At 60.1% G+C, this 16,417-nt stretch carries 14 protein-coding genes; 12 read left to right on the forward strand and 2 right to left on the reverse strand.

Annotated features, from left to right (window positions below; all coding sequences use genetic code 11):
- The first annotated feature begins 24 nt into the window (after nt 1-24).
- From B5G12_RS13260 to B5G12_RS13295, 8 genes are all read left to right on the forward strand, one after another.
- Nucleotides 25-654 (forward strand): hypothetical protein, encoded by a 630-nt coding sequence (locus B5G12_RS13260; protein WP_144064168.1) that lies wholly within the window; start codon nt 25-27, stop codon nt 652-654.
- Nucleotides 655-1,314: 660 nt separating this feature from the next.
- Nucleotides 1,315-3,105 carry a 5'-nucleotidase C-terminal domain-containing protein gene (locus B5G12_RS13265; protein ID WP_242956052.1) on the forward strand — a complete coding sequence of 597 codons (1,791 nt, stop codon included), beginning with the start codon at nt 1,315-1,317 and terminating at the stop codon, nt 3,103-3,105.
- A gap of 242 nt (nt 3,106-3,347) precedes the next feature.
- The gene (locus B5G12_RS13270) at nt 3,348-4,412 is read left to right on the forward strand and encodes an aldose epimerase family protein (protein ID WP_087325372.1); all 1,065 of its coding nucleotides are present in this window, start codon (nt 3,348-3,350) and stop codon (nt 4,410-4,412) included.
- A gap of 30 nt (nt 4,413-4,442) precedes the next feature.
- A complete protein-coding gene (locus tag B5G12_RS13275; protein WP_087325373.1) occupies nt 4,443-5,174 on the forward strand; it encodes a hypothetical protein in 732 nt (243 codons plus the stop codon).
- Nucleotides 5,175-5,415: 241 nt separating this feature from the next.
- A complete protein-coding gene (gene galE / locus B5G12_RS13280) occupies nt 5,416-6,441 on the forward strand; it encodes a UDP-glucose 4-epimerase GalE (protein WP_087325374.1) in 1,026 nt (341 codons plus the stop codon).
- A gap of 215 nt (nt 6,442-6,656) precedes the next feature.
- Nucleotides 6,657-7,658: a 3-dehydro-L-gulonate 2-dehydrogenase gene (gene yiaK, locus B5G12_RS13285; RefSeq protein WP_087325375.1), complete on the forward strand. Its 1,002-nt coding sequence runs from the start codon at nt 6,657-6,659 to the stop codon at nt 7,656-7,658.
- A 246-nt stretch (nt 7,659-7,904) separates the two neighbouring features.
- Nucleotides 7,905-8,528: a hypothetical protein gene (locus tag B5G12_RS13290; protein WP_087325376.1), complete on the forward strand. Its 624-nt coding sequence runs from the start codon at nt 7,905-7,907 to the stop codon at nt 8,526-8,528.
- Between the two features lie 365 nt (nt 8,529-8,893).
- Nucleotides 8,894-9,541, forward strand: coding sequence for an HAD family hydrolase (locus B5G12_RS13295; RefSeq protein WP_087325377.1), 648 nt, complete (start codon nt 8,894-8,896; stop codon nt 9,539-9,541).
- On the opposite strand, the gene B5G12_RS13300 is transcribed toward B5G12_RS13295, so the two are convergent.
- Nucleotides 9,489-10,286, reverse strand: coding sequence for a LytR/AlgR family response regulator transcription factor (locus B5G12_RS13300; RefSeq protein WP_087325378.1), 798 nt, complete (start codon nt 10,284-10,286; stop codon nt 9,489-9,491). The two genes, B5G12_RS13295 and B5G12_RS13300, sit on opposite strands and share 53 nt — an antisense overlap.
- A gap of 37 nt (nt 10,287-10,323) precedes the next feature.
- Here B5G12_RS13300 and B5G12_RS13305 point away from each other — a divergent pair, with 37 nt between their 5' ends.
- Nucleotides 10,324-11,361, forward strand: a complete 1,038-nt coding sequence (locus B5G12_RS13305; RefSeq protein WP_204245692.1) for a glycosyltransferase — start codon at nt 10,324-10,326, stop codon at nt 11,359-11,361.
- A gap of 56 nt (nt 11,362-11,417) precedes the next feature.
- Here B5G12_RS13305 and B5G12_RS13310 read toward each other — a convergent pair whose 3' ends face one another.
- On the reverse strand, nt 11,418-13,211 hold the full coding sequence (locus B5G12_RS13310) for an aminopeptidase P family N-terminal domain-containing protein (RefSeq protein ID WP_087325379.1): 1,794 nt from the start codon (nt 13,209-13,211) through the stop codon (nt 11,418-11,420).
- A gap of 198 nt (nt 13,212-13,409) precedes the next feature.
- Here B5G12_RS13310 and B5G12_RS13315 point away from each other — a divergent pair, with 198 nt between their 5' ends.
- The 3 genes from B5G12_RS13315 to B5G12_RS13325 all read left to right on the forward strand — a co-directional run bounded on the left by B5G12_RS13315 (nt 13,410) and on the right by B5G12_RS13325 (nt 15,976).
- The gene (locus B5G12_RS13315) at nt 13,410-14,585 is read left to right on the forward strand and encodes a CobW family GTP-binding protein (RefSeq protein WP_087325380.1); all 1,176 of its coding nucleotides are present in this window, start codon (nt 13,410-13,412) and stop codon (nt 14,583-14,585) included.
- Between the two features lie 22 nt (nt 14,586-14,607).
- Entirely contained in the window at nt 14,608-15,570 is a 963-nt protein-coding gene (locus tag B5G12_RS13320; RefSeq protein ID WP_087233684.1) for a TIGR03943 family putative permease subunit, read from the forward strand.
- 70 nt (nt 15,571-15,640) lie between these two features.
- Nucleotides 15,641-15,976 carry a hypothetical protein gene (locus tag B5G12_RS13325; protein WP_087233681.1) on the forward strand — a complete coding sequence of 112 codons (336 nt, stop codon included), beginning with the start codon at nt 15,641-15,643 and terminating at the stop codon, nt 15,974-15,976.
- Nucleotides 15,977-16,417: the final 441 nt, after the last annotated feature.

A 16,417-nucleotide genomic window follows, 5' to 3' on the forward strand; every position in this document is an offset into this window, starting at 1 on the left:
CACCATAAGGAGGAAAAATTCATTATGAAACTCAAGAAGATTGCTTCTCTGGCGCTGGCCGGCATCATGGCCGTCAGCATGCTGGCTGGCTGCAAGGACGGCGGCAACAGCAACAGCGGTTCTTCCAGCTCTGAAGTTACCACAGTGAGTGGCGCTGCTGCTGCTCTGAACAATGCTTTGTCTCAGAATAAGGATGTTGTTAAGTTCGAGGATGACTCGAATCTGGACAAAAACCTGGAAGCACACTTTAAGCTGAATCCCATTAAAGGCGATGAGTGGGCCGAATCCAATTATGGTAAGATTGGCCAAGCCAACACGGATTACGCTGAGCTGAAGAGTGTTGTTGGCGCTAGTTACATTGGCTTGACTAATTATGAGCAGATAGTTGAAAGCAAATCTCCTGACTGGAATGATAAAAAAGTTGCTGTTGTTGGTATGTTCAATGCGAAAGTTTATACTCAGGCAGAAGCTTTGAAGATGGTTGGCAAGGCTATTGATAACTTTGACTATGCTGAAGATACCAATATTACCGATGATGGCAAGGAGTTTACTTATTCTGGCAAGGCTTCTGTGCTTGAGGTGAAGAGTGAGGGCGGCACTGCGAGTGTTTGGGTTGTTGTTGCCGTTGTAACCAGAGGGTATGAGAAAGTCTAAACTTTACTTATACACCCCCGGGGCACCATACCGGGAGATGATATAAGGGGCGTGCGGGTGCCAGAGACCACCTGCACGCTCGGGTAAAACACCCATCCGATGTGGCGGCAAAGAGGAATAGAACCAATATTCCTTCTGTTGTTGATCGCACCAAAACAAAAGAACTTTTGCGTCACGAAAGATAGGGTCCCTCTGCGGGGGCCGGCTGTATGGCCGGCCCCCGCATTGTTTTGTGTGTCGAAAACGAACGCTCCAGGGGGAACCCATTTCTGCCTGCTGCGCAGTCCCTAATATCCCCCTTTTGGACAAAATTTGCCGTCGAACCGCGCACTCGGCCTAGCGTGCCTCTTGCGCTTAGCCGATTTTTGCGGCGCGGGACGGAGCCCGCTTGCAAAAACCGGAGCGCTGCGCCAGCCGCGCCTTCGCTGCTTCGTCCGCAGGACGCGCTTGGCGCGGCTGCCCGCACGCACGGGAGCGTGGAAGGGAGTATGCGGCAAATTGGATGATTGGGCGAAAGATATAAAATTCTATAAGATTATTTTGCGAAAAATTGATTGTAAAATCATGTCGAAAGTTTTATACTGAAAGCAGCGACCCCTGACCGTTTTAAATTTAAAAAGAAAAGAAGAATGGAAAAAGGAGTGACATACTGTGAAAAAGATGATCTCCCGCCGCGCTTTCATGCGCGCAGCCGGCATCACCGCCGCAGCCGCCGCGGTGACCACTGCTGCACCTGCCGCTTCGGCCGCTTCGTTCTGGCCCTTCACCATGGACCTGCAGATCCTGGCCACCAGCGACACCCATGGCAAGTTTGACCCCTGGGACTACGCGGCCAACAAAGAGGATACCAGCGGCAGCGTGGCCCAGCAGGCCGCTGCCATCAAGCAGCTGCGCACCCCCGATACCCTGGTGATCGACGCAGGCGACACCATCCAGGGCAACTCCTCCCAGCTGTTCCTGGAGGACGATATCCACCCCATGGTGGCTGCCATGAACGCCATCGGCTATGATATCTGGGTGCCCGGCAACCACGAGTACAACTACGGCATGGACGTGATCCAGAAGGTGATGGCCCAGCAGAAGGCCCAGGTGCTGACCGGCAACGTCTACGCCCCCGACGGCACCCCCCTGGCCAACAGCTACACCATCCTGAAAAAGCGGGATGTCCGCATCGGCCTGATCGGCATGGTCACCCCCAACATTACCCGCTGGGATGCGGTCAACCTGACCGGCTGGACCGTCACCAACCCTGTGGATGAGTGCCGCAAAGTCATCGACCAGATCAAAGACCAGGTGGATGTGCTGATTGGCGTCATGCATATGGACACCGAAAACGAGTACGGCGTCTATGGCTCCGGCGTCACCGACCTGGCCAACGCCTGCCCCGAGTTCGACGTCATCATCGCGGCCCACGGCCACAAGGAGATCCCCGGCGAGGAGATCAACGGCGTGCTGGTGATCGAGAACAAGAACGCCGGCGCTACCATGTCGGACATCCACCTGCAGCTGCACCGCAAACTGGACGGCGGCTGGAAGGTGGCCAGCCGCAGCTCCGAGAGCATCCAGATCAAGGACTACCAGGCAGACCCCGAGCTGGTGGCCCTGCTGGCTCCCTACGACGAGCGCGCCAAGGCGGACGCCGTTATCCCCATCGGTGAGCTGGTGGGCGGCAACATGGCCCCCGACAACGAGATCGAGAACATCCCCAGCCCCATGGTACAGGATACCGCCCTGCTGGACTTCATCAACGAGGTGCAGCTGTACTACACCGGCGCGCAGGTGTCGGCTACGGCCATGACCTCCATGACCGGCCAGATGCGGGAGGGCACCATCCGCAAGTGCGACCTGACCAGCATCTACACCTACGAGAACACCCTGTACAAGCTGCAGATGAACGGCGCACAGCTGCGGGATTACATGGAGTGGTCGGCTGCCTTCTACAAGACCTGGCAGCCCGGCGACCTGACCATCGCCTTTGACCCCGACACCCGCTATTACCTCTACGATGCATTTGCAGGCGTTAACTATGAGATCGACATCAGCCAGGAGCCGGGCAACCGCATCCGCAGCCTGACCTGGCCCGACGGCACCCCCGTGGCGGACACCGACAGCTTTGCCATTGCGGTCAACAACTACCGTGCCACCACCCAGCTGCTGATCGCGGCGGATATCTTCGCCCCCGGCGAGGCAATGCCGCAGCTGCTGGAGATGGATGTCCGGGGCGACCTGGGCGGCATCCGTGAGCTGCTGGGCGAGTACATCCAGACCGTCAAGGGCGGCGTCATCCAGCCCCATGTGGACAACAACTGGAAGCTGGTGGGCAACAACTGGGATCCCGCCAAGCATCAGCAGGCCGTGGAGATGCTGCGCGCCGGCACCCTGACCCTGCCTGGCAATGAGGACGCCCGCACCCTGCCCTCCACCGTCATCACCGAAGCAAGCCTGGGTTAAACCTGGGCCGTTCCCTCACTTGCTGTGCCCCTGCTTTCCTGCCGGGAAGCGGGGGCTTTTCTCTTTTTGCCGACTGCCCGGTAATGTTTCACAAATAAATCCGCGAAAATTGTATGTACAATACAAAAGAAATCCATGTAAAGCGTGTCAAATTATGATATAATCATAAGAAAGAGACGTATGTATACCGGGTCTACATTTGCCGGCGCGGCTGCGCTGTGCCGGCGGAAGGAGGCAGCGAAATGGCCAAAATAGAAACGCGGCTTTTTGGGTTCACTCAGAAAGGCGATGCAGTGAGTGAGTATATCCTTACCAACCCCGGCGGGCTGTCGGTCAGTGTACTGGACTACGGGGCGATCATCAAGAATATCATCGTCCCCGCCAAACGCGGGCCGGTGGATGTGGTGCTGGGCCACGACACCCTGCAGGAGTACGAGGGGGACACCGCCACCTACTGCGGCGCCTTTGTGGGCCGCTATGCAAACCGGATCGAGAACGCCGCCTTCTCCCTCAACGGCAAGACCTATCAGCTGGAGGCCAACGACGGCGCCAACCATCTGCACGGCTGCTTTGCCCGCAAGATGTACAGCGTCAAGGCCTTTGGGGATACCGTGCTGATGGAGGCGGACAGCCCCGACGGGGAGGACGGTTTCCCCGGCAACATGAAGATCGCGGTGCGCTATACCCTGACCCCGGATAACGCCCTGCGGATGGACTACCGGGTATCCTCGGACGCCGACACCATCGTCAACCTCACCAACCACACCTACTTCAACCTCAACGGGGGCGGCTCGGTGCTGGGCCAGCGGCTCAAGCTGTATGCGTCCACCTTCCTGGAGGGCGGCCCGGGCAACTGTCCCACCGGCCGTATCCTGCCGGTGGCCGGCACCCCCATGGACTTTACCAGGGGCAAAGCGATCGGCCGCGACCTGACCCCCGGCAGCGACCAGACCCGCCTGGTGGGGGACGGCTATGACCACTGCTTTGTCATCGACCGGCCCCGGGCCGGCGCCCGCCAGAGCATCTGTGCCTGGGCCACCTGCGATGAAAGCAGCATCAGCATGAAGGTGTATACCACCCAGCCCGGCGTCCACCTGTATACCGGCAACTTTTTGCAGGACTGCCCCACCCCGGGCAAGGGCCTGCGCCCCATGCAGAAATATGACGGCTTTGCTTTGGAGACCGAGCACTTCCCCTGCAGCCCCTCCCATCCTGAGTTCCCCAGCACGGTGCTGCGGGCGGGCAAGGTGTTCCGTGTGTCCAATACCCTTCGTTTTTTTACCGGTAAGCAGTGCGGCGTGATCTGACCGGCTGCTGCCGCACAGAAAGGAGTTTGTATGTCCCGATCCCTGCGCCGCACTGCCGCGGCCCTGCTGGCCCTGTTTGCCTTGCTTCTGACAGGCTGCGGCGGCGTTACGGCCGATGATGCCAAAGCCTATATCCAGGGCTGTCTGGATGCGGCCTACCTTGGCCAGTACAACCAGGATTATCTGGACCTGTCCGGCCTGACCGAGGAGGAATCCCGGCAGGAGGACTATGAATGGAACACCCAGGCAGAGGCCGAGATCCTGATGGAGTACTTTGCCATCTATCCCTCGGAGACGGCTTCCGCCCAGGCGCTGGATCTGGTCAAGGAGATCTACTCCCACAGCAAATACGAGGTCAAGGGCGCCAGCAAGCTGGAAGACGGCAGCTACGCGGTGACGGTGGACATCCAGCCCATCGACATCCTGTACCGCTATTCGCTCGAGAACGATATCTCGGCCGTGTGGGCGGATGTGCTGGCCCAGCACGGCGTCACCTCCGAGGAGGAGCTGTACGCCATGTCGGACGCCGACTACGAAGCGATGGAGGATCTTTATGCGGCGGCGGTGCTGGATGGCATCCACGCCCTGCTGCCCGAGCTGGCCTATGGCCAGGAACAGACCGTGATGCTGCAGCTCGAGCTGGAGGACAACGTCTACACCCTGGTGGATACCGACTGGCAGCACCTGGACGGGATGATCATCGACTATACCGGCCAGTACTGCGACCTGTCTGCGGACACCCCGCAAATGGACGCGGCATAAACGGGCCTGTACATGGGAACGAAGCCAGCCCCGTCGGGGCTGGCTTTTGAGTTGTTTTTTCATTGGGTAAAGGCAAAAAAGAGCGGCGATAAATACTGCGCTGCGATAGTAAGAGACAAAAATCCATGCAGATAAGCGCGCCGCCTCTTGATTCCTGTGAGAGAAAGCGTTATCCTGTAATCAAGGAGCCGGGGCGCTTGCCCGGGCATCACACCCAAGCTGATCGAGAGGAAGGTTTGTTATGGCAATTTTGGTATCGGGCGGCGCCGGATACATCGGCAGCCACACCTGCGTCGAGCTGCTGAACGCAGGCTATGACATCGTGGTGGCGGACAACTTCTACAACTCCTGCCCCGTGGTGCTGGACCGCATCAAGCAGATCACCGGCAAGGACTTCCGCTTCTATGAGGCGGATATGACCAGGGCAGATCAGGTGGAGCACATCTTTGCGGAGTGCCCGGACATCACCGCCGTCATTCAGTTCGCGGCCTACAAAGCGGTGGGCGAAAGCGTCCACAAACCCATCGAGTATTATTCCAACAACCTCAACTGCACCTTGACCATCCTGGACGTGATGCGCCGGCATGACTGCCACAACTTTGTGTTCAGCTCCTCGGCCACCGTCTATGGCGACCCCGCCAGCGTCCCCATCACCGAGGACTTCCCCACCGGCAACACCACCAACCCCTACGGCACCACCAAGGTGTTCACCGAGCGGATCCTCACCGATGTGTGCAAGGCGGACCCCAGCCTGAATGTGGCCATCCTGCGCTACTTCAATCCCATCGGCGCGCACAAGTCCGGCCTGATCGGCGAGGACCCCAACGGCATCCCCAACAACCTGATGCCCTACATCGCCAAGGTGGCTGTGGGCAAGCTGGAAAAGGTGCACGTCTTTGGCAACGATTACCCCACCCCCGACGGCACCGGCGTGCGGGACTATATCCATGTGGTGGACCTGGCCCGGGGCCATGTGTGCGCCATCCGCAAGCTGGAGACCGGCTGCGGCCTGTTCATCTGCAATCTGGGCACCGGCCGCGGATACAGTGTGCTGGAGGTGCTGCACGCCTTTGAGAAGGCCTGCGGCCATGAGCTGCCCTACGTCATCGACCCGCGCCGCCCCGGCGACATCGCGGAGTGCTATGCAGACCCCTCCAAGGCCAAGCGGGAGCTGAACTGGGTGGCTGAGTACGGCATCGAGGATATGTGCGCCGACAGCTGGAACTGGCAGAAGAATAACCCCGACGGCTACCACACCGTAAAATAAACCTGGAACCAACAAGGCCCCTGCCGCAAAGGCAGGGGCCTTTTCGTTGGGACAGAGCGCAAAAACACAGAAAATAAAGGCTTTTTGCCGGCCGGCTTCTTTTTCTGGCTCCGCACGCTGGACAAACGGGGCGGGCTGAGATACAATGGGCCCGGAAAAAGCGCCCCGAGAGCCTGTGGAGGCGCTCTGCGACCAGATACAAGGAGGACAAAACGATGCGCGTTCCCTATCAAACAATGTTGGCTGAATTTGAGCGTGTGCTGAGTCAATACGGCTTTTCCGCCGGCCGTGCCCACGATGCCGCCGAGATCTTTGCGCAGAACAGCCTGGCGGGGGTGTTCAGCCATGGTCTGAACCGGTTCCCGGTGGTGGTCAATTACCTGAAAAAGGGTGAGATCGACCCCGCCGCCGAGGCCGAATGTGTGGCGCGTTTTGGCTCGATGGAGCGCTGGGATGGGCATCGCGGCTTTGGCCCGCTGAATGCGAAACGCGCCATGGACCGCGCCATCGAGCTGGCCAGGCAGAACGGCATCGGCCTGGTGGCTCTGGGCAACAACAACCACTGGATGCGGGGCGGCACCTATGGCTGGCAGGCTGCGGACCAGGGCTGCATTGGCATCTGCTGGTCCAACACCTGCCCGAATATGCCTGCGTGGGGCGCTCTGGATAACCGCATCGGCAACAATCCGCTGATCCTTGCGGTCCCCCGCTCCAACGGCGAGCATATCATGGTGGACTGTGCGCTGAGCCAGTTCAGTTACGGCAAGCTGGAGACCACCCGTCTGGCGGGCAAACAGCTCCCGGTCGCGGGCGGCTACGACGAAAACGGCAGCCTGACCACCGACCCTGCCGCCATCGAAAAGACCCGCCGGATGCTCCCCATCGGATACTGGAAGGGCAGCGGCCTTTCGATCCTGCTGGATCTGATCGCCACCGTCCTGACCGACGCGAACTCTGTGGCAAAGATCGGCAGCTTTGGCAATGAAGTCGGCCTGAGCCAGATCATGATCGCCATCGACCCGTCCAAATTCCAGTCTGTGGAAACCACCGACGCCATCGTGGACGCCATCGCGGCGGATGTGGCTTCCAGCCAGCCTGTGACCGAAGGCGGGGAGGTGCGCTGCCCCGGTCTGGGCGAATACCGCAGCCGGAAGGAAAATCTGGAACTGGGCATCCCCGTTGCAGAAGAAAAGTGGCGCGAAGTGCTCGCGATGTGAGGCAAGATCCCCGCGCTCCCGAATCTGGGTCCCGACCGTACGCTTATGCCGTCCGGCCGGGATTTTTTGCTGCCTCCGAAGTTAGAGATTTCAAACTAAAGAAAATAAAGAAAAATAGGCAAAAATGAAAATTGGGTCTTGACACCGGGGGGGGTATGTTATGATAGGCACACAAAGGAAAGGACCTTCCTTTGAACCTGTTTTGGGTCTCTATCTTTTATACACCATAAGGAGGAAAAATTCATTATGAAACTCAAGAAGATTGCTTCTCTGGCGCTGGCCGGCATCATGGCCGTCAGCATGCTCACCGCTTGCGGTGAGGGCGGCAAGAAGGAAGAGGATCCTTCCAGCTCTGAAGTTACTACTGTTAGCGGTGCAGCCGAAGCTCTGAATGCAGCGCTGTCTCAGAATAAGGATGTTATTAAGTTTGAAAGCGATGCTGACCTTGATGAGGGAGTGGCAGCGTATTATCTTGTCAACCCGATCAATGCAGACAAGTGGAAGGAGTCTTATACTAGCGAGTTTGTTAGCGCCGATGATAACACTATGAAGAAGTACTTTGGTGCTGACTGGACTGCAAAGACTAGCTTCGAGAATGTTTTGAAGGATACTAGCGATACCTATGATGGCAAAGCAGTTGCACTGATTGGTATGTTTAACACGAAAGTTTACACCCAGGCAGAAGCTCTGAAAACTGTTGGTAAAATGATTGACAATTACGACTTTGCTGAGGATCAGAACAACACTAATGATGGCAAGGAATTCCGCTATACTGGCACTGCCTCTGTCCTTGAGGTAAAGAGTGCCAAGGGTGCAGCAAGCGTTTGGGTTGTGGTTGCTGTTGTTGAGAAGGACTACGTTGCTGTTTAATCCAACTCTACTTATAACACCCCCGGGGCACCATACCGGGAGATGATATAAGGGGCGAGCGGGTGCCAGAGACCACCTGCGCGCTCGGGTAAAACACCCATCCGATGTGGCGGCAAAGAGGAATAGAACCAATATTCCTTCTGTTGTTGATCGCACCAAAACAAAAGAACTTTTGCGTCACGAAAGATAGGGTCCCTCTGCGGGGGCCGGCTGCAAAGCCGGCCCCCGCATTGTTTTTGTTTTGGCCGCGCTTTTTGCGTCCGGCCGGTTTTTTTACGCTGGAAGGCGCGGCATTGTTGCGCGCGGGGGGCGAATCGTGTATAATCGTTGCCGTAAAGGAATTTATCCCGTTCTGGAGGAACGTTATGAAACATCGCTATTGGATCTTTGATATGGACGGCACCCTCACCGACAGTATGCCCATCTGGGCCCAGGTGCCCTATGAGCTGGTGCGCAGCTTTGGCAAGGTCCCGGCCGAAGATCTTGGCCGGGTGCTGCTGCCCATGAGCGCGCTGGAAACCGCGCAGTACCTCATCACCACCTATGACCTGCCCCTGACCATCGACAGCTATACCCAGGCCGCCATGGACGCGGTGGACCGGCTGTACCGCACCGTCTCCCTCAAGCCGGGGGTGGAGCAGATGCTGGCCCGTCTGGATGAGGCGGGGGCCAAAATGTGCGTCTGTTCGGCTACCTGGCAGTTTATGTGCCAGCGGGTGCTGGGCCGGCTGGGTGTGCTGGACCGGTTCCAGTTTGTGCTGTCGGCCCAGGAAGGCCGCACCAAGCACCAGCCCGACATCTTTTTTGAGGCGCTGGGCCGGATGGGCGGCGCCGATCCCGCCCAATGCATGGTGTGCGAGGATGCCCTCTACGCCGCCCGTACGGCACGCCAGGCCGGCTTTGATGTGATCGGGATAGCGGACGCAGCTTCCCGGCCCGATGAAGCCGCCCTGCGGGCCCTCAGCTGTCAATATCTAACACAATGGGATCAATTGGACTGGGCTGAGGTATAAAGGATACCTTTGACTGATAGCGCACCCGCTGGAGCCAGGCCTGCAGCGCCTGGCATACCTCGGTGCGGCGCAGAGGGGGCAGAGGGATCGTGGCCCCGCTGTACATCTGCACATGGCGGGCGGCCACCAGCCGCACCTGCGCCAGGTTGATCAGATAGGAGCGGTGCATCTGGATGAACCGGGGGTCATCCCGCAGGCAGGCGGTCTGCTGCACAAAGGAGGTCCGCTGGGTCAGGCTGGACACCGTCTCCCCGTCGATGAGGTGGTAGTGGATGCTGTGCTGGATGCACTCCACATACTCGATGTTGGAAAAGGCCAGCACCCGCTGCCCCCCTGCGGTGAACACCAGGCAGGCGGGACCGTAGGACGGCTCCACAATGCGGCTCAGCAGGGCGGCGACGCGGTCGTACTGCAAAGGCAGCAAAAAGTATTGCAGGGCGTCCAGCTGGTAGGCCTGGCAGGCCCAGACCGGGCTGGCAGCCATAAAGGCCAGGGCGGTGCGCGCCCCCCTGCGGCGCAGCTCGGCCAGAACCTGGATGCCCTGGGGCAGGCAGATCCCTCCCGTCTCGGGCAGATGTACCAGCCACAGGTCCTGCTCGCCGTCCTGGCACAGCATCTCCTGGGGGTCGGCCATCTGTGCGATGACGCATTGATCCCCGCGCCGAGCAAAATAATCCTCGCAGTGCCGCCGCATGGTCTTGAGCACCGTGGCGTCCTGCGCAATGATCGTGATCCGGTAATTCATCCCATTACCCTCCTAACAGGAAAGGAAGTGTCGTTCCATGCCCGACCGCAAACAGCCGCTGGTCAGCATCATCGTGCCAGTTTACAACGCCAAAAACCATATCGCACGCTGCATCGAGAGCATCCGGGCCCAGACCTGGCGCAACATCCAGATCATCGTTCTCAACGACGGTTCCCGGGATGTCAGCCTGCCGGTGTGCGAGATGTTCCGCAAGGTGGACAGCCGCATCCTGCTGGTGGACAAGGCCAATTCCGGCGTGTCCGACACGCGCAACCTGGGCCTCAAGCTGGCCCAGGGCGAGTACATCCAGTTTGTGGACAGCGACGACTACATCGACCCCGACTACACCCAGAACCTGGTACAGGCGGCCGAGGCCCACCAGGCCGACCTGGTCATCGCCCCCTATAAAATGGTGGTGCCCCCTGCCGCAGGCCATGGCCGCCGCCTGCAGGACAAGCTGGCCAGCCTGCTGGCCCAGGACGGCGCCGCCCCCCAGCCCGAGGAGGAACCCGAGGTGCGGGTATACAGTTTCCTGCCTCCGGGGCTGATGGATACCGAGGGCTTTGCCCTCCACCTGATGGATCAGCCCGCCTCCTACTATTACGGCGTGCTGTGGAACAAGCTCTACCGCCGGGATATCCTCACCGGCAACGAGATCTTTTTCGTCAGCCAGATCCACTGGTCCGAAGACCTGGTGTTCAATTTGCAGTACATCCAATACGCCCGGCGGTTCTATTCCATTGACCGGCCCGGTTATTACTATGTGCAGAACCCCCAGAGCATCATCCACACCCAGATCAACCCGGCGGCCATCCTCAAGATGAAAACCACCGTCTTTCCCTATTACAAGGCGCTGTACCAGCGGCTGGGCCTGTATGAGCAGAACAAGGCCGCCATATGCAGGTATCTGGTGGACGCCGCCCCCGAGAACAACCTGCCCACCGACCCGCTGGACAATATGGTGGCGGACACCATCCGCAAATGGGACGGCCTGACGATGGAGGCGGCCAACGCCGTCACGGCGGCTGCCCGCAAAAAGCAGCAGGAAGACGCCCAGCCCGACCGGGACGGCTGACCGGGAATACCTGCGCCCCCCGCCAGAGATGGCGGGGGGCGCTTTTTTGTTTGGGATCAGGCGCCGATGGCGGCGCACTTGGCGGCCAGCCAGTTCCGCTCGTCCTCGGTCAGGCGGGGGGCCAGCAGCTGGAACACCTTGCGGTGATAGCCGTTCAGCCAGTCCAACTGTTCCCGGGTGAGGACGCCGGGCACGATGGGGCTGGTGGCGATGGGCACCCAGGTCAAAGGCTCGAAGCAGAGGAAGGTGCCGTATTGGTTGTCCTCTTTGTGGCGGCACTCCAGCTCGTTTTCGATGCGGATGCCGAGGCGCCCGCCCTCATATACGCCGGGCTCGTCGGTGACCACCATCCCGGGCTGGAACCGGACCTGGTTGCGGCCGTTCAGGGCGTGGGGGCCTTCGTGGACGTTGCCCACAAAGCTGACGCTGTGACCGGTGCCGCAGCGGTAGTTGATCAGATGCTGCCACAGGGGCTCCCGGGCCAGGGTGTCCAGCATCTGGCCGGTGCAGTAGTCCAGCCACACCGCCCGGGCCAGCTCGATGTGGCTCTGGAGGGTCCAGGTGTAGCACAGACGCTCCTCCTCCGTGAGGGGCCCCATGGGATAGGTGCGGGTGATATCGGTGGTGCCGTCCAGATAGGTGCCGCCGCAGTCCACCAGCAAAAAGCCCTTGGGCTGCAGGACGGCGTGGTCCGCATCGGTGGCGTGATAATGCATCATGGCGGCGTTGGCGCCGTAGGCTGCAATGGTGCCGAAGCTCTCCACCAGGAACTTGTCCTGGGCGCTGCGGTACTTGTGCAGGATCTCGTCCACCGTCAGTTCGGTGAGGGTCTCGCCGGCAGCCATCCGCTCCTCCAGCTCTTTCTGGAAGCGCACCATGGCCACGCCGTCCCGCAGATGGCACTCCCGGCTGTGGGCCAGCTCGGTCTCGTTCTTGACCCCCTTCATGGGCAGCAGGGGATCGGGCAGGCTCTTGACGGTCAGATGGGGGTTGCCCTCCAGGGCGCGGAACACCGCGTAGTTCACCGAATCGGGGTCGGCCAGGACGGTCTGCTCCCGATCGTACCGTTCCAGCCAGGCCAGTACGCTGTCGTAATCGGCCAGCTGTACCCCGTCGCCGGCCAGGGCCTGGGCGGCCTCGGGGGCCAGCCGCTGGCCGTTGATGAACAGGACCGCGTCGGTCTGGGTGACAAAGCAGTAGGCCATGGCATAGGGGGTGCACTGGATATCCATGGCCCGCAGGTTGAGCAGCCAGGCGAGGTTGTCCAGCTTGCCCACCATCTGGGCGGTGCAGCCCTGTTCGGTCAGTTTTTGGCGCAGGCGGGCCAGCTTCTGCCCGGGTGTGGCCCCGGCGTACTCTGCCGGCAGCAGCCAGGCGGGGGTGGCGGGCAGGGCGGGACGGCCCTCGACCCACAGCTGATCCTCCAGGGTGAGGGTGCGCACCTCCACGCCCTTGGGGTCCAGCACTTTTTGCAGCTCCCGCACCAGCAGGCAGGAGGCGGTGAGGCCGCACAGGCCCAGGCTCTGGCCTTCGGCCAGGTGGGCGGCGCAGTATTCTTCCACGGTGGGCACGCCCGGCTCACCCATCCGCATCAGCTGGATCTCGGTGCCGGCCAGCTCTTTTTCCGCCTGGACGAAAAACCGGCCGTCCGCCCACAGGGCGCTGCCCTCCATGGTGACCACCAGGGTGGAGTTCTCCCCCGTAAAGCCCGAGAAATATTCCCGGCTGTTGTAGTGGGCGGGCAGGTATTCACTGGAATGAGGGTCCCCGGTGGGGATCAGATAGGCTGCGACGCCGGCGGCCTCCATAGCGCCGCGCAGGGCCGCCAGCCGCTGGCTGACAGTAGACATGATGCAAAACCTTCTTTCTTGCAGTTCGGTGGGCGCAGCACGCCCGCGCCTCTATTGTAGCATTCCGCCGGAAAGAATGCAAACCCCTGCTTTTTTCTGTATGCGGGCATTGACAGGTTTGTTATAATAAAGATGTATGGAACAGTGGGGCAGTGCGCCCCTTTGAGCACGACAAAAAGAAAACGAGGCAATAGACAAATGGCAACCAAGATCGATATTTTCTCCGGCTTCCTGGGCGCTGGCAAGACCACCCTGATCAAGAAGCTGATCCGCGAGTCCTTCCAGGGACAGCAGGTGGTGCTGATCGAAAACGAGTTTGGCGAGATCGGCATTGACGGCGGCTTCCTGCAGGAATCCGGCATCAAGATCAATGAGCTGAACGCCGGGTGCATCTGCTGCTCTCTGGTGGGCGATTTCCGGGAGGCGCTGCGCCAGGTGGTGGAGCAGTACCACCCCGACCGCATCCTCATCGAACCCTCGGGCGTGGGCAAGCTGTCCGACGTCACCCGGGCGGTGGAGGCAGTGGCCGAGACGCTGGACGTGGAGCTGTCCAGCTTTGTGACGGTGGCCGACGTCAACAAGGTCAAGCTGTATATGAAGAACTTTGGCGAGTTCTACAACGACCAGATCCAGAACGCCAGCTGCATCCTGCTCAGCCGCACCCGCGGCGCCGACCCCGACAAGGTGGCCGCTGCGGTGGCCCTGCTGCGGGAAAAGAACCCCACCGCCACCATCGTCACCACACCCTGGGAGGATCTGACCGGCGCGCAGATCCTCAAGGCCATGTCGGAGCGGGAGGACTTTGCCGCCCGTCTGCTGGCCCTGGCCGCCGAGGCCAACGCCGCCCATGCCGGCGAGGATGAGGAGGACGAGCACGAGCATCATCACCATCACTACGACGAAAACGGCGTGTGCAGCTGCGGTCACCATCATCACGACCATGACGAGGACGAACACGAGCACCATCATGAGGATGAGGAGCATGAGCACCATCACCATGAGGAGGAGCACGAACATCATCACCACGATGAGGACGAGCACCACCACGACGGCGAAGGCCATTGCTGCCATCATCACCATCACCACCACGGCCACGACGCCGACGAAGTGTTCACCAGCTGGGGCATCGAGACGGCCCGCACCTATACCCGGGCGGACATCGAGCACGCCCTGGATGAGCTGGAGAGCGGCAAGTACGGCATGATCCTGCGCAGCAAGGGCATCGTGGACGGCGGCGCCGACGGCTGGCTGGAGTACGACTATGTGCCCGGCGAGCGGGAAGTGCGCAGCCGTACCCCCGATGTGGGCGGCAAGCTGGTGGTCATCGGTTCCAAGCTGGACGAAAAGGCCATCGCCGCCCTGTTCGGCTGCTGATCGATCGCGAAGGAGAAACCTTATGGCAAAGGAAATTCCGGTCTACCTGTTTGTGGGCTTTTTGGAGAGCGGCAAGACCACCTTCATCCAGGAGACCTTTGAGGACCCCAACTTCGATTCGGGGGACAAGACCCTGCTGCTGGTGTGCGAGGAGGGGGAAGTGGAGTACCAGCCCGGCAAGTTTGCGTTTCCGGGCACCACCGTCCAGGTGATCGAGGACAAGGCCGAGCTGAATCCCCAGAACCTGGCCCGCCTGGAGAAAGAGTCCGGCGCAGGCCGGGTGGTGATCGAGTACAACGGTATGTGGCTGCTGCAGGACCTGGCCGAGGCCCTGCCCCCCAACTGGCTGATCTACCAGGTAATCGCCACCGCCGACGGCTCCACCGCCCTCACCTACGCCCGCGACAACGCCATGCGCAGCCTGCTGCTGGACAAGATCGCCCGCAGCGAGCTGATCGTGTTCAACCGGGCCGAAAAGGTCAACACCGACGAGGCCCGCCAGGAACTGCACCGTCTGGTGCGCCAGGCGTCCCGCCGGTGCGACATCGCCTATGAGTTTGCCGATGGCAGTGTGGCCTACGACGACATCCCCGACCCGCTGCCCTTCGACATCGACGCCCCCGTCATCGAGATCGGGGACGAAGACTTTGGCATCTGGTATCTGGACTGCCAGGAGGACCCCCAGAAGTATGCCGGCAAGACGGTGCGCTTCCTGGCCCAGGTATGCCAGACCAGCCGGGCAGGCAAAAACAGTTTTGTGCCCGGCCGCTTTGCGATGACCTGCTGCGTGCAGGACATCCAGTTTGTGGGCTTTCCCTGCGTGTACGAGGGCTACAAGGCGCTGGAACAGCGCAGCTGGGTCACCGTTACGGCACGGGTGAGCTGCAAATTCCACAACATCTACCGGGGCAAAGGTCCGGTGCTCAGCGCCACCAGCGTGGAGCCCGCCCACAAGCCCCTGCATGATGTGGTGACCTTCTCCTGAGGCTTTGCCGGCCGGCGCCGGTAAACCATATCCGCCCGCAACAAGGATCAAGCACAAGGAGGGTTTTGAGATGAAAGCGTTATTCCAACTGTTGGGTGCTGTGGCCGCTGTGGCTGCCGCTGGCCTGGGCGCGGCTGTCCTGGCCAAAAAGCTGGGCAAAGAGTGCCCCATCAAGGTCACGGTAGACGTGGCCGAGGACGCTGAAAACGCCGAGAAGGACAAGGAGACGGCCGACAAGACCACCGCAGCCTATGAGGCCGGGGTGGCCGCAGGCAAGGCCCATGCCGAAGCCATCCGCAAAGCTGCCGAGGCCGAAGCCGCCGAAGCTGCCGAGGACGCCGCCGAGTCCGATGCGCCTGCCGCCGATGAGCCGGACCAGCCCCCGCAGGACAAAGAAGCTGAATGACCCTCACAGCCCCCGCTTTCCCGAAAGGAAGGCGGGGGTTTAGCGTGTCATTTGACACGCTTTAGGGTGGACCAATTTCTGCGCGCAGTCGCGCGACAGAAATTCTTCCCCCCTAATATCCCCCTTTTAGACAAAATTCAGCGCAGAACCGCGCACTCGCCGCAAAGCGGCTCGCACACTCTCTGCGCCGAATTTCCCTGTATGTGTCACGACCGTACGCACATGTCGTCCGGTCGTGACTTTTTTGCTGCCTCAAAGTTAGATATTCCAAACTAAAGAAAATAAAGAAAAAATGGAAAAATTGAAAATTGGGTCTTGACACCGGGGGGGTATGTTATGATAGGCACACAAAGGAAAGGACCTTCCTTTGAACCTGTTTTGGGTCTCTATCTTTTATACACCATAAGGAGGAAAAATTCATTATGAAACTCAAGAAGATTG

The organism is Faecalibacterium sp. An58, from assembly GCF_002161515.1.
Taxonomy (GTDB): Bacteria; Bacillota; Clostridia; order Oscillospirales; family Ruminococcaceae; genus Faecalibacterium; species Faecalibacterium avium.

Coding starts and splice junctions, on each gene's coding strand:
- B5G12_RS13260 (WP_144064168.1), top strand. CDS start 25: ATGAAACTCAAGAAGATTGCTTCTCTGGCGCTGGCCGGCATCATGGCC.
- B5G12_RS13265 (WP_242956052.1), top strand. CDS start 1,315: ATGATCTCCCGCCGCGCTTTCATGCGCGCAGCCGGCATCACCGCCGCA.
- B5G12_RS13270 (WP_087325372.1), top strand. CDS start 3,348: ATGGCCAAAATAGAAACGCGGCTTTTTGGGTTCACTCAGAAAGGCGAT.
- B5G12_RS13275 (WP_087325373.1), top strand. CDS start 4,443: ATGTCCCGATCCCTGCGCCGCACTGCCGCGGCCCTGCTGGCCCTGTTT.
- galE (WP_087325374.1), top strand. CDS start 5,416: ATGGCAATTTTGGTATCGGGCGGCGCCGGATACATCGGCAGCCACACC.
- yiaK (WP_087325375.1), top strand. CDS start 6,657: ATGCGCGTTCCCTATCAAACAATGTTGGCTGAATTTGAGCGTGTGCTG.
- B5G12_RS13290 (WP_087325376.1), top strand. CDS start 7,905: ATGAAACTCAAGAAGATTGCTTCTCTGGCGCTGGCCGGCATCATGGCC.
- B5G12_RS13295 (WP_087325377.1), top strand. CDS start 8,894: ATGAAACATCGCTATTGGATCTTTGATATGGACGGCACCCTCACCGAC.
- B5G12_RS13300 (WP_087325378.1), bottom strand. CDS start 10,286: ATGAATTACCGGATCACGATCATTGCGCAGGACGCCACGGTGCTCAAG.
- B5G12_RS13305 (WP_204245692.1), top strand. CDS start 10,324: ATGCCCGACCGCAAACAGCCGCTGGTCAGCATCATCGTGCCAGTTTAC.
- B5G12_RS13310 (WP_087325379.1), bottom strand. CDS start 13,211: ATGTCTACTGTCAGCCAGCGGCTGGCGGCCCTGCGCGGCGCTATGGAG.
- B5G12_RS13315 (WP_087325380.1), top strand. CDS start 13,410: ATGGCAACCAAGATCGATATTTTCTCCGGCTTCCTGGGCGCTGGCAAG.
- B5G12_RS13320 (WP_087233684.1), top strand. CDS start 14,608: ATGGCAAAGGAAATTCCGGTCTACCTGTTTGTGGGCTTTTTGGAGAGC.
- B5G12_RS13325 (WP_087233681.1), top strand. CDS start 15,641: ATGAAAGCGTTATTCCAACTGTTGGGTGCTGTGGCCGCTGTGGCTGCC.